The organism is Chromobacterium sp. LK1, from assembly GCF_001043555.1.
Lineage (GTDB): Bacteria > Pseudomonadota > Gammaproteobacteria > Burkholderiales > Chromobacteriaceae > Chromobacterium > Chromobacterium aquaticum.
In genome coordinates this window covers 153,173-168,676 of sequence record NZ_LDUI01000030.1, presented here as the reverse complement: position 1 = coordinate 168,676, position 15,504 = coordinate 153,173, and the positions used below count along the sequence as shown (strand labels likewise).

The window sequence follows — 15,504 nt, the reverse complement described above, 5'->3', positions numbered from 1 at the left end:
TACCGAAGACTGGATCAATAGAAACAAGCTTGAATCGATGAATTTTATTATCGATAGGCATGAGAATTACGTAAAGAGCGCACCGCCGGCCATTCAATTAACTGACGCAATGCCATGACAAGCTGTATTTAAAAATTAAATATAAGAGCACCAAATAACAGGCGACTATCTATTTACGTTGATCTTTTCATGAAGTTCGCATGAAAAACAAGTTCAACGGCATAAATATGCAGCAAGATGAAGGCACGGATCGCGCCGCCGCCTGTTGCCGGAGCACATCATGGATTGAGCGCCCACCGTTCGCCGGCTGCCGCCGATCGCGATCCCCCCATCTCGCCAGCGCCATTGTCTATACCTGAAGCAGGGTCCAAGAGCTTTATTGGCACCGCGTGATGAGACCAATGAAAATGGGGAGGCCATGCTCAGTTCATTCTTTATTGACGCTTACCAGTCCTATCTGTTCTTACCCACCCGCTACAACCCATGGCTAGTGACGCTGTCCTTGCTGGTCGCCATTTTCACTTCTTGCCTGGCATTGCAGATTGCCGGCCTGGCGCGCGAAGCCAGCGAACGCTGGCTGCGCCAGGTCGCCCTCGCCACCGGTTCTTGCGCAATGGGCGGCGGCATCTGGGCGATGCATTTTGTCGGCATGCTGGCGTTCAACGCGTGCAGCACCGTCAAATACGCCTTGCTGCCCACCCTCTTGTCCATGCTTCCCGCCATCGCGGCCTCCGGCATCGCCTTGCATTTGCTGTCCCAAGCCAAAATCGCCGGCAGGCAGTTATTGATCAGCGGCGTGCTGGTTGGATCTGGCATCGGCACCATGCACTATTCCGGCATGGCGGCCATGCGCATGGCGCCGCTGCTGCGGTATGACCCCATTTGGTTCGCCATTTCGATCTTGCTCGCCATCTTGCTGAGCACCTTGTCGCTTTGGATCCGCTTTGGTCTGGACAATAAAAAAATCGGCAAGGGAAAGATGACGCTGCTCAGCGGCATCGTCATGGGGGTCGCCATTGCGGGCATGCATTATTTTGGAATGGAAGCCGCCCGTTTCATCGGCATCGCTGATCCCAGCTTTCGCAATGCCATTGACGACAATGCCAGCTTGGCCATCGCCATCGCCATCATCGTGCTGATGCTGGGCACCATCGTATTCGCCGGAAATGTGCTCTTGCGTTACCGGCCCTTGTATCAGAGGGCGTTGAGCAATGAATTGAAACTGCAGGCCACCTTGAACACTTCGGTGGACGCCATCATCACCATTGATGAAAAAGGCCGCATCCAAACCGCCAATCCGGCGGTTGAACGCTTATTCGGCTGGCGGATTGATGAATTATTGGGTAGGAATATCAGCCTGCTCATGCCGGAACCACATCACTCCAAACACGATGGCTTCCTTGCCGAGTATATGCGGACGCAGATCGCGAAGCTGATCGGGAGAGAGCGTGAAGAAATCGCTCTCAAAAAGGATGGCACGCTATTTCCCATCCGCCTGTCGGTTGGCAAGGTGGTGCTGCCTGATCAAGTCATTTATGTCGGTTATATTGGCGACATCAGCGAGCGGAACCGCATACAGCATGAGCTGAGAGACAGCGAACGGCAATTTCGCACCCTGATCGACAACATCCCCGGCGTCACCTTCCGCAGCCACTGCCTGGAGCCCTGGAAAACGATTTTCATCAGCGACAATATCGAGGACTTATGCGGATGCCCGGCCAAGGCATTTGTGGATGGCCGAATTCAAATGCTGGACCTCATCCACCCGGAGGATAAGGAAAGAGTATGCCAGGCCATCCGCTCGGCACTGGATCAGCATCAACTCTATGTGGTCGAGTACCGCCTGCTTTGTCTGGACAAGGAGGAATGCTGGGTATTGGAAAGCGCGCGCGGCGTATACGATGAAGCGGGGACGCCGCTCTTGATCGATGGGGTGATTCTGGATATTTCCGAGCGCAAGGCGACAGAGTTCGCCCTGATTGAAGCCAAGAACCATGCGCTTTCAGCCGTCAAATCCAAAAGCGCCTTCCTGGCAAACATGAGCCATGAAATCAGAACCCCGATGACCGCGATTATCGGCTACACCGACTTGTTGCAAGGCACGCCGCTGGATGCCAAGCAAAAGGAGATGTTAAGGACAGTCAACCACTCAGCCAAAAGCCTGCTGGGCCTGCTCAACGATGTCCTCGATACCGCCAAGCTGGAACAAAATGCGCTGCAACTGGAAGAAGCCCCCTTCTCTTTGCGAGAAGTGGCCGAGCATGTGATCGACATCCTGAAATTAAGCGCGGACAAAAAAGGCATCGCCTTGCAGTTGAAATACCCGTCCATGACCCAGCACACTTTCTTTGGCGATGCGTTTCGGGTCCGGCAGATCTTGATCAATCTGGTGGGCAATGCCATCAAGTTCACGGAACGGGGCGGAGTTTGGCTGACGGTGCTATCCGAAAAAGATGATATCATCATAATGATTCGCGACAGCGGCATCGGCATGAACGAGGACACCTTGGCCAGGCTATTCCAGCCGTTCTCCCAGGCCGACGCGTCGACCACGCGCCGCTTTGGTGGCACCGGTCTTGGCACCAGCATTGCGCTGCAATTGGTGCAAAAGATGGGCGGGCGGATTGAAGTTCAAAGCACGGTGGACAAAGGCTCCATTTTTCAGGTTTATCTTCCTCTGCGCCCGGCGCCGCCGGAAAGCCTGCCCAACCCTGTCATCGCCAATACGGAGCACCGGCCCAAGCACGCTCGCCCGCTGAACATCCTGGTAGCCGATGACGATGCGATCAATCTGGACATCATCACCATGCTGCTGGAGGAATACGGCCATCGCATCTATACCGCGTGCAATGGGAAGGAGGTTATCAATGCCTGGCGGCATCATGATATCGACCTGATTCTGATGGATGTGCAGATGCCGGTCATGGATGGCATCGCCGCCTGTAAATTCATCCGTCAGGAGAGCGCGAACGATGACAAGAACGCCACGCCCATCATCGCCCTGACGGCGGGCGTGTTTCAGGAGGATCGCGAGGCCGCCATCGCCGCCGGCATGGATGGCTTCATGACCAAGCCGATAGACAGCATGCAATTGCAGGATGAAATCGAGCGCGTGATGAAACAGGTGGCCGGATAAGCCTGCCGCCGCAGGCTATTCGGACCAGGCGAACTCCGCTTGGCACCCGCTTGAATCCGGATATCCCGGCCCTGGCCAGCGCATCCGCCAAGCGCCTTGAAACCACGGGTTCGAAGCAATCCACATTCAGCAGGAAGAATATATCCAGGCCATGGGTTTTTGGAGCATGGATGCGCAGCGAGGCGCATGCGATGACTTTCGACGCCTCATCCAGAATGAACCGGGATTGCCCATAGTCGAAAGCCTCCTCCCAGCAATCAAACTCCAGGAAGACATACTCCTCCGCGGCCGGCGCTCCCGAGTGGCGGTCAATCTCCTCGGGCAGCGCCGCGAATCTTGCCTGAAAACCGGTCAGTACTTCCAACAGCTTCTTCGCCCCACAAAACCCGCATTCACCGTAAGCCAGTCCCGGCGCAGCCGCTTCACGCCGTTGATCAGGGTGATGTTGGCGCGGCAGCCCGCTATTCCATTGTCTACCCATGTGACTGCCCGCTTAGAACCTGTTTACGATCTCGCGAGCCAAGGTGAGACAAGGCATTGCGGCGGAGAAAGCGGAATGTACCCCTGGTACATGAGCGCTGAGCTTGGTTTCAACACCGTATCGCCGAAGCGCAGCAGACTTTGAACAGGTTCTTAGGACCTCAAGAAACAAGCGCAGCACATCAAGAGCCGGCCCTCATCGCGACGGCGCGCTCCCGCGCGCCGCTTTTCTATAGGCGGTCAACGACATACCGGTATGGCGCTTGAAATAACGGCACAGATAGGAGGCGTCCTCAAAGCACAGCTTGTCCGCTAGCTGGCCAATGGACAGATCGCCATAGGTCAGCAGCGATTTGATCTCCTGCACTACTTGCCGATCGATCAAGCCCTTGGGGCTGTCATTGAAGAATTTCCTGCTCAGCTGCGACAGGTAGAACGGCGTGATGCTGAGCGCCTCCGCGTAAAAGCTCACCTCGCGGCGCTGCGTCGAATGCCGGCCCACCAGCTCCCAAAAGCGCCAGCTCAGCATTTCGCCGCGGCTGAACTCCGGCTCGGCGCAGTCTTCCGCCGATACCCGCTCCGCGACCTTGAGGAAGAAATTCTGCAGCAGATTGCGCAGCATCGTCCGGCCATGCTGCGGACAATGGCCGGCTGCGTCTTCCATTTGCGCCAGCCACCCGCTCAGCAAGGCCGCGTCCGCCAAGGCGGGAATGCAATGCGGGTGCTGATGCAGGAAGACAAACAGGCTGTTCGGCAGCGGATAAGCCACTTCCGCCGCCCGGCTCTTGGGCATCAGACAGACAAAGGCCGCGAACCGCCGCGAGCGCCGCCGCAGCAGCGCAATCGTGTCTTCCGCCAACACCAGCACATGGTGCCGGCGCACCGCCCTTTCCTTGAAATTAATGGTGAAGCGCGCACAGCCTTCCACGCAGACCAGCAGCGCGATATAGGCGTGCCCGAAACCCAGCGGCAAGCCCAGGCCGTCCGCCAGCGTGCTCCTCGCAATCCGTATCGAATCATCCTGATTCAGTAGCTGGGGTACCACGCGCATATTAGAGAATCCCTGTAATTCCGGCGCCATCGCTCAAGGCCGTCAAGCATGATTGTTTCCAAAAGTACCGAAACCGCTCAGGAATGTCCATTCATCCCTCAGCCTGGACACGCTAATCTGCACGCATCCCCAAACGCCGATATGAGGGCATGACGATGAAACTGGAAACACCGCGCCTGATCCTTCGCCCCTGGCAAGACAGCGACGCCGCCGATCTCTACCAAGTGGCCAAGGACGCCAGGGTCGGCCCCATCGCCGGCTGGCCGCCGCACAGCAGCGTGGAGCACAGTGCCGAGATCATTCAAACCGTATTCAAACAGCCGGAGGTATACGCGCTGGAGCTGAGGGACGAGGGCCGCGTGGTTGGCTGTGTCGGCATCCTGGACAGCGCTGGCAGCAACTTCGAGATCGGCCCGCGGGATGGCGAGATCGCCTACTGGATAGGCGTGCCTTACTGGGGCCGGGGGCTGATCCCGGAAGCGGTGCGCGAGGTCATGCGCCACGCCTTCGAAACCCTGAACCTCAAGACGTTGTGGTGCGGCTACTTCGCCGGCAATGCCCAGTCCCACCGCGCCCAGGCCAAATGCGGTTTCCGCCACCACCATAGCGAGGAGAACAAATACAACCCATTCCTGGGCGACTACCGCACCGAACATATCAGCCGCATCACGCGGCGGCAGTGGCTAGCGCTGGGCCGATGAATCCGCGCCGCCCGTCCAGCCATCACGGCTCGGCCCGCCGCCAGCATGGGAAGCGAGCGTTTACGGCCATGGCCATCGCCATGATGGCGACATCGTGATCAAAGCCCGGCAGCGCCTGCAGCGCTTGCCGCAAGGCTTGCATCCCTTCCGCCGCATTGGAGATGCGGCATAGGCCCTTGGGGCCGGACAATAGCCAGAACACATCATCGACAAACGGGCCCTGGTCTGTGGTCTCGATATCGATTGCGTCCAGGTCCGCCCAATCAAACCGCGTCACCGCGCCGCGCAGCGGGGTATGGCTGATTGCGTGCTGGTCGAAGACGACGCGCTCCGCCGCGCGCCATGGCCGCCAGTTCAATAAGCGGGAAAGAAACAACATCATCACACTCCTCATCAGTCATTGGCATGGCCCGCTCTTGCCGCTGGACAAGTCCCGCAACGTGCATTCGGCCTCGACATAGCGGCGCCCATCATAACGAAGCCTGACCAAATAGCATCGGTCCACCCGGCATTGCGCTTCTTCGATGTCGAACAGCCCATGGCTGCTGCCGGGCAGGATGCTGAACGCGTCGGAACTACCGGCGTAAATCACCCGTTCTCCCTGTGTGATCCAGTGCATGAAGGCGTGGGCGCCGTAGAAAGCCGGGTAATAAGGCGCCGAACCGGGACGCACAAACCAGTAGCCATTGTGCTGACGGGACAGGCGGATGGGCCGGGCGACGAAGAATTGCCGGTAGTCTTGCTTCAGCCCATGCTCCTTGATCAGTTCGTCCACCTGTTCCCGCATCTCTTCGTGGGCGACGATGGCCTCCGCCAGCGCCGGCTCGACCCTGCTCCAGGATTCGGTTTCATCCTCGGTGGCGGAGGAAAAGCCGGCTCCGGGCGCGGCCAGCGCCAGCAGCGGCCAGGCCAATAGCAAAGCGGACAATGTTTTCATGGTTTTCACTTTTCCTGGCCCGTCTCGTGCCGCAACAGCGCCAGAAAACGCGCCAGCGCCGGATTGGCGGCGCCCTGGCGCCAGACAAAGGTCAGCGGCATCGGCAAGGACAGGTCTTGCAGCCGCAACAAGCGCGCCTGGGCCGGCGGACGACCCAGATTGGCGGAATTGACGATGGCGGCGCCAATGCCGGCGCAAACCAGCGACAGGATCGCCGTTTCGGTGCTCGCCTCCTGCGCCACCTTGAGATGCACGCCCAGTTGCCGGCAGGCGCTGTTCAAGCGGTCGTAATAGCCGGGATAGGCCGCGCGCGGCAGCATCACGAAGGGCCGCTCCGCCAAGCCGCGCAAGGCGATGGGGCGGGTTTCGTCGTAGTCCTCGTCCCAGCAGCGCGGCAATGCCAGCACCACGTCGTGCTCCAGCAGCGGCAGGCCGGCCAAGGCTTCGGGCAGGGGCTCGTATTGATAGATGAAACCGCCGTCCAGCGCGCCGTCGGCAATCGCGCGCAATTGCTCCGGCGTGTTGCGCACCTCCAGCGCGATCTGGACCTCGGGCGCTTCCGCCTGGAAATGGCTGAAAGCCCTGGGCACCAGGCCATCCCAGCCGGCGTTTTCCACGCAGCCCAGCCGCAACCGGCCCAGCAGGCCGGCGGCCACGCGGCGCGCGCTGTGGGCGGCCGCGTCCAGCGCCGCCATCGTCTGGCGCGCGTCGCGCAAATAGCTGTCGCCGGCCGCGGTCAGCTTGAGCCCGCGCGACGAACGCTCGAACAGCAGCAGGCCCAGTTCCTGCTCCAGGTCCTGAATCTGCCGCGACACCGCCGGCTGGGTGATGTGCAGTTGTTCCGAGGCCAGGCGCACGCTCTGGTGCTCGGCCACGGCGATGAAGTAGCGGAGATGGCGCAATTCCATGCGGGCTCTTTCGACTTGCGATGCTTTCAATTTATCACGAATTAAGAATTCGGCATTGGAAAGCATGAATGAATTCCGCGATAGTACAGGCCTGTTCCAAGACTCGCGAGCTAGGGCGAGACAAGGCGAAAGCGGCTGAGAAAGCGGAATGTACAAGCGGTACATGAGCATTTCGAAGACGGTTTCAACGCCGTATCGCCGACGCGCAGCAGATCGTAAACAGGTTCTAAGAGCCAAGCCGCCAACGGCATCATCACAAGCAGAGACAAAAATGAACGGCATCAATCCCACTTACCAAGTTGGCGACGCCAAGATCAGCCGTGTGACGGACACGCTGCTGCACGGCCTGGCCCCCTCCTATCTCTACGCCGACTGGGACGCGGCCTTGCTGGACGAGCAGCCGCAGTTGCGCGGCCTGCTGGACCCCGCCGGGCATCTCAGCCTCAGCGTGCATAGCTGGGTGGTGGAATGGGCGGGCCAGCTGTTCTTGATCGACACCGGCATCGGCAATGACAAGGAACGCGCGTTCAACCCCTTGTTTCACCGGCTGCAAACGCCCTTTCTGCAACGCCTGGCCGCCGCGGGCGTCCAGCCCGAGCAGGTGGACCATGTGCTGCTCACCCATCTGCACGCCGACCATGTCGGCTGGAACACGCGGCTGGTGGATGGCGAATGGCGCCCCACCTTTCCCAATGCCACCTATGCGCTGCCGCAGGGCGAGCTGGACTTCTTCGCCACGCCGGCGGCGGACAGCCGGCGCATGGTATTCGACGACAGCGTGGCGCCGGTGATCGCCGCCGGCCAGGCGCTTGCCATCAGCCGCGATGGCGGCGAGTATAGGGATGGCCTGCGCTTCCATCCCACGCCCGGCCATTGCGCCGGCCATATGGCGATCTCGCTGACGTCGCGCGGCGAAACCGCCCTGTTCACCGGCGATGTGATGCATAGCCCGATGCAGGTGTACCGCCCGGCATGGAATTCAGTGTTTTGCCGCGAGCAGGACGCGGCGCGGCAATCGCGGCGCTGGCTGCTGGATTTCGCTGCGGAACGCCGCGCCACCGTGTTCACCGCGCACTTTCCCGCCACTTCCGCCGGCCGGCTGGCGCGCCGGGATGGGGGTTTCCAGTGGCAATTCGTGTAAGAACCTGTTCAAAGTCTGCTGCGCTTCAGCGATACGGCGTTAAAAGCGAGCTCAAAATGCTCATGTACCACTTGTACATTCCGCTTTTTCACTCGTTTTCGCCTTGTCTCGCCCTTGCTCGCGAGACTTTGAACAGGCTCTAAGAGTCTGTTCAAGCCGCGGTTCTGCCCATACGGCAGATAAGCGATCGCCGCGGCACTCGCCGAGTCCATCCTCACCCCCAGCGGATATTGAGCCGCGTCCACACCCTCCAGAGGAGCCTAGCCATGACCCCCACACCCCTCTCCCCATCCGCGCTGGCCGCGCTGGCCAAGGACGCCGGCTTCAACTTTGACGCCGAGCGCCTGGAGGCAGTAGCCGCCACCCTGGCCTTCATCCGCGCGGAAATCGCCCGGCTGGACCGGCTGGACCTGGCCGACACCGGCGCCCATCCCTTTAATCCCGACTGGAGCTGAACCGTGCAAGCTTATCAATTGAGCATTGTGGACGCCGCCCGCCAGATCGCGGACGGCCAATTGTCGCCGGTGGAACTGACCCGCTCGGTGCTGGAACGCGCACAACAGCAGGAAACGCGGCTGTCCGCCTATGTCACCCTGGCCGCGGATCAGGCCATGGCCGCCGCGCGGCAGGCCGAGCAGGAGATACGCGGCGGCGGCTACCGCGGCGTCTTGCATGGCATTCCCTATACGCTGAAAGACCTGATAGACGCGGCCGGCCTGCCCACCACCGCCAGTTCGCGCGTGCGCCAGCACCATCGCGCCGAAACGGACAGCGCGGTGGCGGCCCAGCTCAGGCGGGCCGGCATGATACTGACCGGCAAGACGCACACCCACGAGTTCGCGTTTGGCCTGACCACGCCGCAGACCAACAATCCCTGGGCGCCGGAACGCTCTCCCGGCGGCTCCAGCGGCGGTTCCGCCGCCGCGGTGGCCTACGGCGGCGCGCTGGCGGCGCTGGGCACCGATACCGGCGGTTCCATCCGGGTGCCGGCGGCGTTGTGCGGGCTGGTGGGCCTCAAGCCCACTTACGGCCTGGTGTCCCGCCAGGGCGTGGTGCCGCTGTCCGATTCGCTGGACCATGTCGGGCCCATCACCCGCACCGTGGCGGACGCCGCTGCCATGCTGGACGCCATCGCCTCCGCGCGGCCGGCGCCGGCCGGCGGCTACCGCCAAGGGCTGGACCAGGGCTTGGAAGGCCTGCGCATCGGCGTGCCCGGCAATTATTTCTGCGATCATATCGCGCCGGACATCCAGGCCGGCTTCCAGGACCAATTGGCGGAACTGGCCGCCGCCGGCGCGGAGCTGGTGGCGGTCGAGATTCCGCTGGCCGATCTCATCCTGCCCATCCAATGGGGGCTGGTGGCGCCGGAAGCCGCCGCCCATCACCGGAACAGCTTGCGCAGCGTGCCGCAGCTGTATGGCGACGAGGTGAGGACCTTGCTGGAAGCCTGCGTGCTGGTGCCGGAGAGCGATCACACCAAGGCCCAGCGCGCCCGAGCCGCATTGCAGGCGGCCTGGCGACGGATGTTCGCCGACATCGACCTGCTGCTGGCGCCCACGGTGCCGCATACCGCGCCGCTTCACGGCCAGCACGGCTTCACCTGGCCGGACGGCACGGAGGAAAGCGTGGTGTCCGCCTATATCCGGCTGAGCACGCCGGCCAATGTGCTGGGCCTGCCGGCGCTGACCGTGCCGGTCGGGCTGGACCGGGCCGGGCTGCCGTTCGGGGTGCAGTTCATCGGCCGGCCTTACCACGACGCCACGGTGCTGCGCGCCGGCCAGGTGCTGGAGTCGCGCTGCCAGGTCCGCTTTGATCGGGTGCGTCGGTAAAGCGTCGCCTGGGCTGCGTTTAGAGCCGGTTTACGATCTGCTGCGCATCGGTGGAAAGATTGTGCGATGAGTGCCGTCTGCGGAATGCTCATCTAGCACCCGTACATTCCGCGTTCTCAGCCGCAACGCCTTGGCTCTCGAGATCGTGAACCGGCTCTTGGCGGCTAGCTCCGCTCCTTGTTGCGGCCCAGAAAGCCCCGCATCGCCTGCCGCGCCTCCGGGTAGTGGAAGGTCGCGCCGAAGGCCGGCACCGTCAAGGCGATATTGTCGGCCAGCGACGCACTCTCATCCCAGGCATTGCACAAGGTTTTCTGGATGCGCAGCGCATGCGCGGGACATTGCAGCAGGCCGGCAACGGCGTTTTCCACCGCCGCGTCCAGCTCTTCCGTTTCCACCACCTCGTCCACCAGCCCCCAGGACAGCGCCTTGGCGGCATCTATGGTCTGTCCGCTCAACAACCAGGCCCGCGCGCGGCCGGCGCCTATCTGGCGCGGCAGCAGCGCCGCATGGATCACCGACGGCAAGCCCAGCCTGACTTCCGGCATGGCGAAGCGCGCATCCGCCGCGATGCGGATGTCGCAGGCGGCGATGAATTCGACGCCGGCGCCCAGGCACCAGCCTTGCACTTGAGCGATCACCGGCACCGGCAGCTCGCGCACGCTATCGCACAAGGCCGCCAGTTCGCGGATGAAGGCCTGGGCGCTTTCCGGCTCCAGCTCCAGCATGTCCTTGATGTTGGCGCCGCCGATGAACACATGCTGACGCCCCAGGATCACCAGGCAGCGTAACCCGGCGATATCGCGCAGCGCATGGATGGCTCGGCTCAACGACCTGATTTCAGCCCAACCCAGGATGTTGGCCTTGCCCGCGCGCAACTCCAGCCTGGCAACGCCGCGTTGGTCGCAACTCAACGCATAGCAATCATCTTGATAAGCATTCATCGCCGTCGCCTCCGCCATCGATTAATTAAAATATTCAATTCATCCCGAGAAAACACCCACTGCCCGCCGCTTCAACCGGGATTGCCGACCCGGTCCAGCATACTGCGCGCCCTCTCGCACCGCCATCGCGCGCGGATAAGAGCCTGTTTACGATCTGCTGCGCGTGGTGAAACCTGACACGGTGAGTACCGCTTCGAAATGCTCATGCACCACGAGTCCATTCCGCTTGCTCAGCCGCGACGCCTTGTCTCGCCCTTGCTCGGACTTTGAACAGGCTCTAAGCGCTCACAAGCCGCCCAGTGAGCCGCCGCGCAGGCTTTTCACCATGGATTTGGAGGTTTGCAGGAAAGCCGCCACCGCCGGGCTCACATGTTTCTGACTGGGCACCGCCAGCCCCACCGAGCGCCCCACCACCGGCGACAGCGGCTTTTTCACCATGCCGGGACACAGCGCCATCAGCGGCGCCGGCACCGCGAGATCGGCGACGATGGACACGCCGGCGCCGCTTTCCACCATTTTGACGATGGTGATGATCTGGGCGTAGCGGTGCTTGACCATAGGGCGCAGGCCTGCGCTTTCAAACAACTTCTCGATCAAGGAGGTATTGCCCGCCAGCGTCATGATGAAAGGCATCGCGCACAGATCGGCCAGACGCACCGAGGGCTGGCTGGCCAGCGGATGTGCCGCCGGGATCAGCGCCACGAACTGGTCCGCCACCAGCGGCATGGTGTCGAAGCGCTCGTCGGGCAGTATCACGAAGCCCACGTCCACCCGGCGCTCGGCCAGCCATTGCGCCACTTCGTCGTCCTCGCCCTCTTCCACGAAGACATCGATTTCGGGATAGCTGGCCTTGAACTGCTCGAGTATGCGCGGCAACAACAACAGCGACGAGGTCGTGCCAAAGGAGCCGATGCGCAGCACGCCGCGGTTCAGGCCGCGCGCCGCCGACACTTCCTGGCGGATCGCCTCGGCCACGCCCAGCAGTTCGCGCACCCGCAGCAGCAGGCCGCGGCCGGCCTCGGTGGCCTCGATGCCGGCCTGGCCGCGCGTCAGCAAGGTCAGGCCCCATTCCTTCTCCAGTTGCCGGATCGCATGCGACACCGCCGACTGGCTGATGCCCAGCTTGTCCGCCGCCGCGGTGAAACCACCCAGTTCCGCCACCAGCGCAAAAATCTCCAACTGCGTGAACGTCATTCCCCGCCCTCATGAGCAAATGCTCATTTTTTCATGAATACAAACAATCAATAGTATATACACACCCACATAGCATTGGAGACCGGGTCTTGGACCCGGCATGCACACCCATGACACAATCAAGCACCGCAGCCGCCGTCATCGCGCCACCCTCGCCGCCGCCGGCAAGCGAACAAGCGGCCTTGCGCCCCACTCTGGCCGGCAAGCTGGTCCTGACCGCCATGTTCTGGGGCGGCACCTTCATCGCCGGCAGAGTGCTGGCGCAAGCCATGCCACTGATGAGCGCCGCCTTCTGCCGCTTCCTGGTGGCCGCCGTGCTGCTGGTGCTGGTGGCGAAAAAGTTCGAAGGCGGGCTGCCGCGCTTGAACCGCTCGCAACTCGCCACCACCGCCTTTCTCGGCTTCACCGGCATCTTTCTCTACAACCTCTGTTTCTTCGGCGCGCTGGCGCGCATTCCGGCCGGACGCACCGCCTTGTTCGTCAGCCTCAATCCCATCATGACCGCGCTGGCCGCCAGCCTGGTCTTCCATGAGCGGCTGGGACTGCGGCGCTGGGCCGGCATCGCCGTGGCCATGCTGGGCGCCATGGTGGTGATCACCCGCGGTGACTTCGCCGGCACCCTCCACGATTTCCACCAATCCTTCGGCGCCGGTGAAATGCTGATGAGCCTGGCGGTGCTGAGCTGGGCGGCCTACACCCTGGGTTCGCGCAAGGCGATGGAAACACTGAGCCCGATCGCGGCCACCACCTACGCCACCTTGTGGGGGCTGGCCTTCCTGTCCCTGGGCGCGGCCGGCGAGATCGTCTCGGTGCCGTGGGCGTCCTTCGGCTGGAAGATCTGGCTGTCCATCCTCTATCTCGGCGCCATCGGCACCGTGGTGGGCTTCATCTGGTACTACCAGGGCATCCGGGCGGTGGGGCCGTCGCGCACTGCCATCTTCACCAATCTGGTGCCGGCTTTCGGCGTGCTGCTGGGCGCGCTGTTGCTGGGCGAAAGCATTCTGGCGTCCATGCTGATAGGCGGCGCGCTGTCGGCCATAGGCGTATCGCTGACCAATCGGAAATGAGTGACGGCGCGGCCTGGCGCCGCGCCATCGGAAAAGCCCTTAGTACCAATACCTAAAATGCCCGATTTGGTTTGCAAAACGAATAAATCGTTTTGACAGTCCATATGGCGCCACCTAGGCTTCAATTCCCACACCACCTTAGGAAGAAGCCCCATGGCCAGCCCACTCACCCTGCTCATGCCGGTCATTCCCGGCACCAGCCTGGAAGCCATCGCCGCCACCTTGGCGGAATACGAACCCACCCTGCACCAAGCGCTGACGTCGATCGGCACCGTGCACTATGCGCGCACCTTGCTCTTGGACCGCTCCACCGCCAATCTGCAACCCACCGGCCAAGCCAGCGACAACTACGTGATCGCGGTGATCACCGAATACGACGGCAGCTTCAACGCCTATATCAATGACTTCGTCGCCCAGGTGGGCACCGTCTTCGACGCCTTGCTGCAATTCGTGGTGGGCGGCAAGGCGCTGATCCCGGTGGCCAATAATGTGGTGGCGTTCCAGGCCTTCATCGCCCAGAACGACGCGTCCCAGCATATTCCCAACAACGGCGGCGGCGGCAAGGACGACAACGGCTTGTACCAGGCCTACCCGTACACGGTGCAGACCATACTCGCCGCGCTGGATTGAAGCGCGCCCCAGGCGCAGGCGGTCAGCCGCTTGCGCCTGGCCCCCCCTTGCTGAAAGGCATGCGATGAACAGCCCCGCCCTCCCGTACGACGACATCCAAGGCACGATTCTGCGCGGCTACCGCGTGGACCTGGCCCGACATTTCATTCTGAGCATTAGCGACCAGGCCGCCGCCGGCGAGCTGATCCTGAAACTGGTGGAGGGCCGGGACGGCCTGCCGCGCATCACCAGCGCCGAGCGCTGGCTGCGGAAACCGAACAGCTTCCTGAACATAGGCTTCACCTGTCCAGGACTGAAACAGCTGGGCGTCGGCGACGAGCAACTGGCCAGTTTCGACCCGGCCTTCCAGCGCGGCGCCACCAATGAGACCACCGCCGGCATCGTTGGCGACATCGACGCCAGCGCGCCTGGCAAATGGATAGGCGGCCTGGCCAATGGCAAGCAGGTGCACATCGTGCTCAGCCTGTGGGTGGCCAAGGACCCGGCGCTGCTGGAAAGCCTCAGCGCGCGGCTGCGCCAGGCCTTCTCCGGCGCCGTCAGCGAACTGTCCGCCCATGACGCCCAGGCGCTGCCTGACAATCAAGTGCACTTCGGTTATCGCGACAGCATCGCTCAGCCCACCATCGCCGGCGCGCCGCCGCGCAAATGCCCGGCGCCGGATGATCAGGCCGTCATCGCCACCGGGGAATTCCTGCTCGGCTACAGCAACGAGGGCAAGGGCGTGTACTCGGTGCAACCGCCCGAACTCAGCCGCAACGGCAGTTATGCCGCTTTCCGCATCCTGGAACAGGACGTGGCCGGCTTTGACGCGTTCCTGAACGAATACGCGGCCAAGGCCGGCATCGATCCCGACCTGCTGGCGGCCAAGGTATGCGGACGCTGGCGCAACGGCAACCCGCTGACGCTGCGGCCGGACGAGGCGGGCGCCACGCTGCCGATAAGTCAATTGAACGACTTCAACTACGTCAATGCCCAGCCGTCCCAAGACGACACCCTGGGCCTGAAATGTCCGATAGGCTCCCACATCCGCCGCAACAATCCGCGCAATGGCGCGGTGGTGGGCACCGACAGCGCCCACCACCGCATCGTGCGCCGGGCCATGCCTTACGGCCCGGCCTACGACCCCGAGCATCCCTCGGCCGCGGCGCGCGGCCTGATCGGCTACTTCATCAACGCCAGCCTGAGCAATCAGTTCGAATTTCTCAGCAGCCAGTGGAACCTGCTCAGCGACTTCGTCAAATCCGCGACGGCGCCGGGCAACCCGGACGCCGGCAACGCGGTGTTCAACATCAGCGGAGAAGACGTTTTCCTCGGTGTCAACGACGCCGCGGACAGCAGCTTCACCCTGGCCGCGCCCGGCCGAGGGGGCAAGAACAACACCGTGTTGCAGGGTTTCTCGCGGATGATCACCACCCGCGGCGGCGCTTATTGCTTCCTTCCCGGCATCGGCGGGCTACGCTACCTGGCGCGGCTGGCCAGCGGCTGAGAC

Annotated in this window: 16 protein-coding genes; 9 read left to right on the top strand and 7 right to left on the bottom strand. The window is 62.4% G+C overall.

Annotation, left to right across the window (positions count from 1 at the left end; translation table 11 throughout):
• Nucleotides 1–200 precede the first annotated feature (200 nt).
• Nucleotides 201–359, top strand: a complete 159-nt coding sequence (locus VI26_RS24585; RefSeq protein ID WP_156183884.1) for a hypothetical protein — start codon at nt 201–203, stop codon at nt 357–359.
• A 20-nt stretch (nt 360–379) separates the two neighbouring features.
• Nucleotides 380–3,136, top strand: a complete 2,757-nt coding sequence (locus VI26_RS13825) for an MHYT domain-containing protein (protein WP_156183883.1) — start codon at nt 380–382, stop codon at nt 3,134–3,136.
• Here the strand turns inward: VI26_RS13825 and VI26_RS24580 are convergent.
• Nucleotides 3,063–3,617, bottom strand: a complete 555-nt coding sequence (locus tag VI26_RS24580; RefSeq protein WP_156183882.1) for a hypothetical protein — start codon at nt 3,615–3,617, stop codon at nt 3,063–3,065. The genes VI26_RS13825 and VI26_RS24580 overlap by 74 nt on opposite strands.
• Before the next feature lie 195 nt (nt 3,618–3,812).
• The gene (locus VI26_RS13815) at nt 3,813–4,667 is read right to left on the bottom strand and encodes an AraC family transcriptional regulator (protein WP_048410320.1); all 855 of its coding nucleotides are present in this window, start codon (nt 4,665–4,667) and stop codon (nt 3,813–3,815) included.
• Between the two features lie 155 nt (nt 4,668–4,822).
• Here VI26_RS13815 and VI26_RS13810 point away from each other — a divergent pair, with 155 nt between their 5' ends.
• Entirely contained in the window at nt 4,823–5,368 is a 546-nt protein-coding gene (locus VI26_RS13810; protein ID WP_048410319.1) for a GNAT family N-acetyltransferase, read from the top strand.
• Between the two features lie 22 nt (nt 5,369–5,390).
• On the opposite strand, the gene VI26_RS13805 is transcribed toward VI26_RS13810, so the two are convergent.
• The 3 genes from VI26_RS13805 to VI26_RS13795 are packed head-to-tail and all read right to left on the bottom strand — an operon-like array spanning nt 5,391 to nt 7,213.
• Complete coding sequence (locus VI26_RS13805; protein WP_156183881.1) at nt 5,391–5,747, bottom strand: hypothetical protein; 357 nt, start codon at nt 5,745–5,747, stop codon at nt 5,391–5,393.
• An 18-nt stretch (nt 5,748–5,765) separates the two neighbouring features.
• The gene (locus VI26_RS13800) at nt 5,766–6,305 is read right to left on the bottom strand and encodes a hypothetical protein (protein ID WP_048410318.1); all 540 of its coding nucleotides are present in this window, start codon (nt 6,303–6,305) and stop codon (nt 5,766–5,768) included.
• A gap of 5 nt (nt 6,306–6,310) precedes the next feature.
• A complete protein-coding gene (locus VI26_RS13795) occupies nt 6,311–7,213 on the bottom strand; it encodes a LysR family transcriptional regulator (protein ID WP_048410317.1) in 903 nt (300 codons plus the stop codon).
• Nucleotides 7,214–7,484: 271 nt separating this feature from the next.
• Here VI26_RS13795 and VI26_RS13790 point away from each other — a divergent pair, with 271 nt between their 5' ends.
• The 3 genes from VI26_RS13790 (at nt 7,485) to VI26_RS13780 (ending at nt 10,183) form a co-directional block, all read left to right on the top strand.
• The gene (locus VI26_RS13790; RefSeq protein WP_048410316.1) at nt 7,485–8,354 is read left to right on the top strand and encodes an MBL fold metallo-hydrolase; all 870 of its coding nucleotides are present in this window, start codon (nt 7,485–7,487) and stop codon (nt 8,352–8,354) included.
• A 266-nt stretch (nt 8,355–8,620) separates the two neighbouring features.
• On the top strand, nt 8,621–8,809 hold the full coding sequence (locus VI26_RS13785) for a hypothetical protein (RefSeq protein ID WP_048410315.1): 189 nt from the start codon (nt 8,621–8,623) through the stop codon (nt 8,807–8,809).
• Nucleotides 8,810–8,812: 3 nt separating this feature from the next.
• A complete protein-coding gene (locus tag VI26_RS13780; RefSeq protein ID WP_048410314.1) occupies nt 8,813–10,183 on the top strand; it encodes an amidase in 1,371 nt (456 codons plus the stop codon).
• A gap of 164 nt (nt 10,184–10,347) precedes the next feature.
• Here the strand turns inward: VI26_RS13780 and VI26_RS13775 are convergent, their stop codons facing one another.
• The gene (locus tag VI26_RS13775; protein ID WP_048410313.1) at nt 10,348–11,124 is read right to left on the bottom strand and encodes an enoyl-CoA hydratase; all 777 of its coding nucleotides are present in this window, start codon (nt 11,122–11,124) and stop codon (nt 10,348–10,350) included.
• A 285-nt stretch (nt 11,125–11,409) separates the two neighbouring features.
• Complete coding sequence (locus VI26_RS13770) at nt 11,410–12,318, bottom strand: LysR family transcriptional regulator (protein WP_048410312.1); 909 nt, start codon at nt 12,316–12,318, stop codon at nt 11,410–11,412.
• 110 nt (nt 12,319–12,428) lie between these two features.
• Between VI26_RS13770 and VI26_RS13765 the strand changes: the two genes are divergently transcribed.
• The 3 genes from VI26_RS13765 to VI26_RS13755 all read left to right on the top strand — a co-directional run bounded on the left by VI26_RS13765 (nt 12,429) and on the right by VI26_RS13755 (nt 15,501).
• Nucleotides 12,429–13,385: a DMT family transporter gene (locus tag VI26_RS13765; RefSeq protein WP_048410311.1), complete on the top strand. Its 957-nt coding sequence runs from the start codon at nt 12,429–12,431 to the stop codon at nt 13,383–13,385.
• Between the two features lie 153 nt (nt 13,386–13,538).
• Nucleotides 13,539–14,015 carry a hypothetical protein gene (locus VI26_RS23285; RefSeq protein WP_053074421.1) on the top strand — a complete coding sequence of 159 codons (477 nt, stop codon included), beginning with the start codon at nt 13,539–13,541 and terminating at the stop codon, nt 14,013–14,015.
• A 64-nt stretch (nt 14,016–14,079) separates the two neighbouring features.
• On the top strand, nt 14,080–15,501 hold the full coding sequence (locus VI26_RS13755; protein WP_048410310.1) for a hypothetical protein: 1,422 nt from the start codon (nt 14,080–14,082) through the stop codon (nt 15,499–15,501).
• Nucleotides 15,502–15,504: the final 3 nt, after the last annotated feature.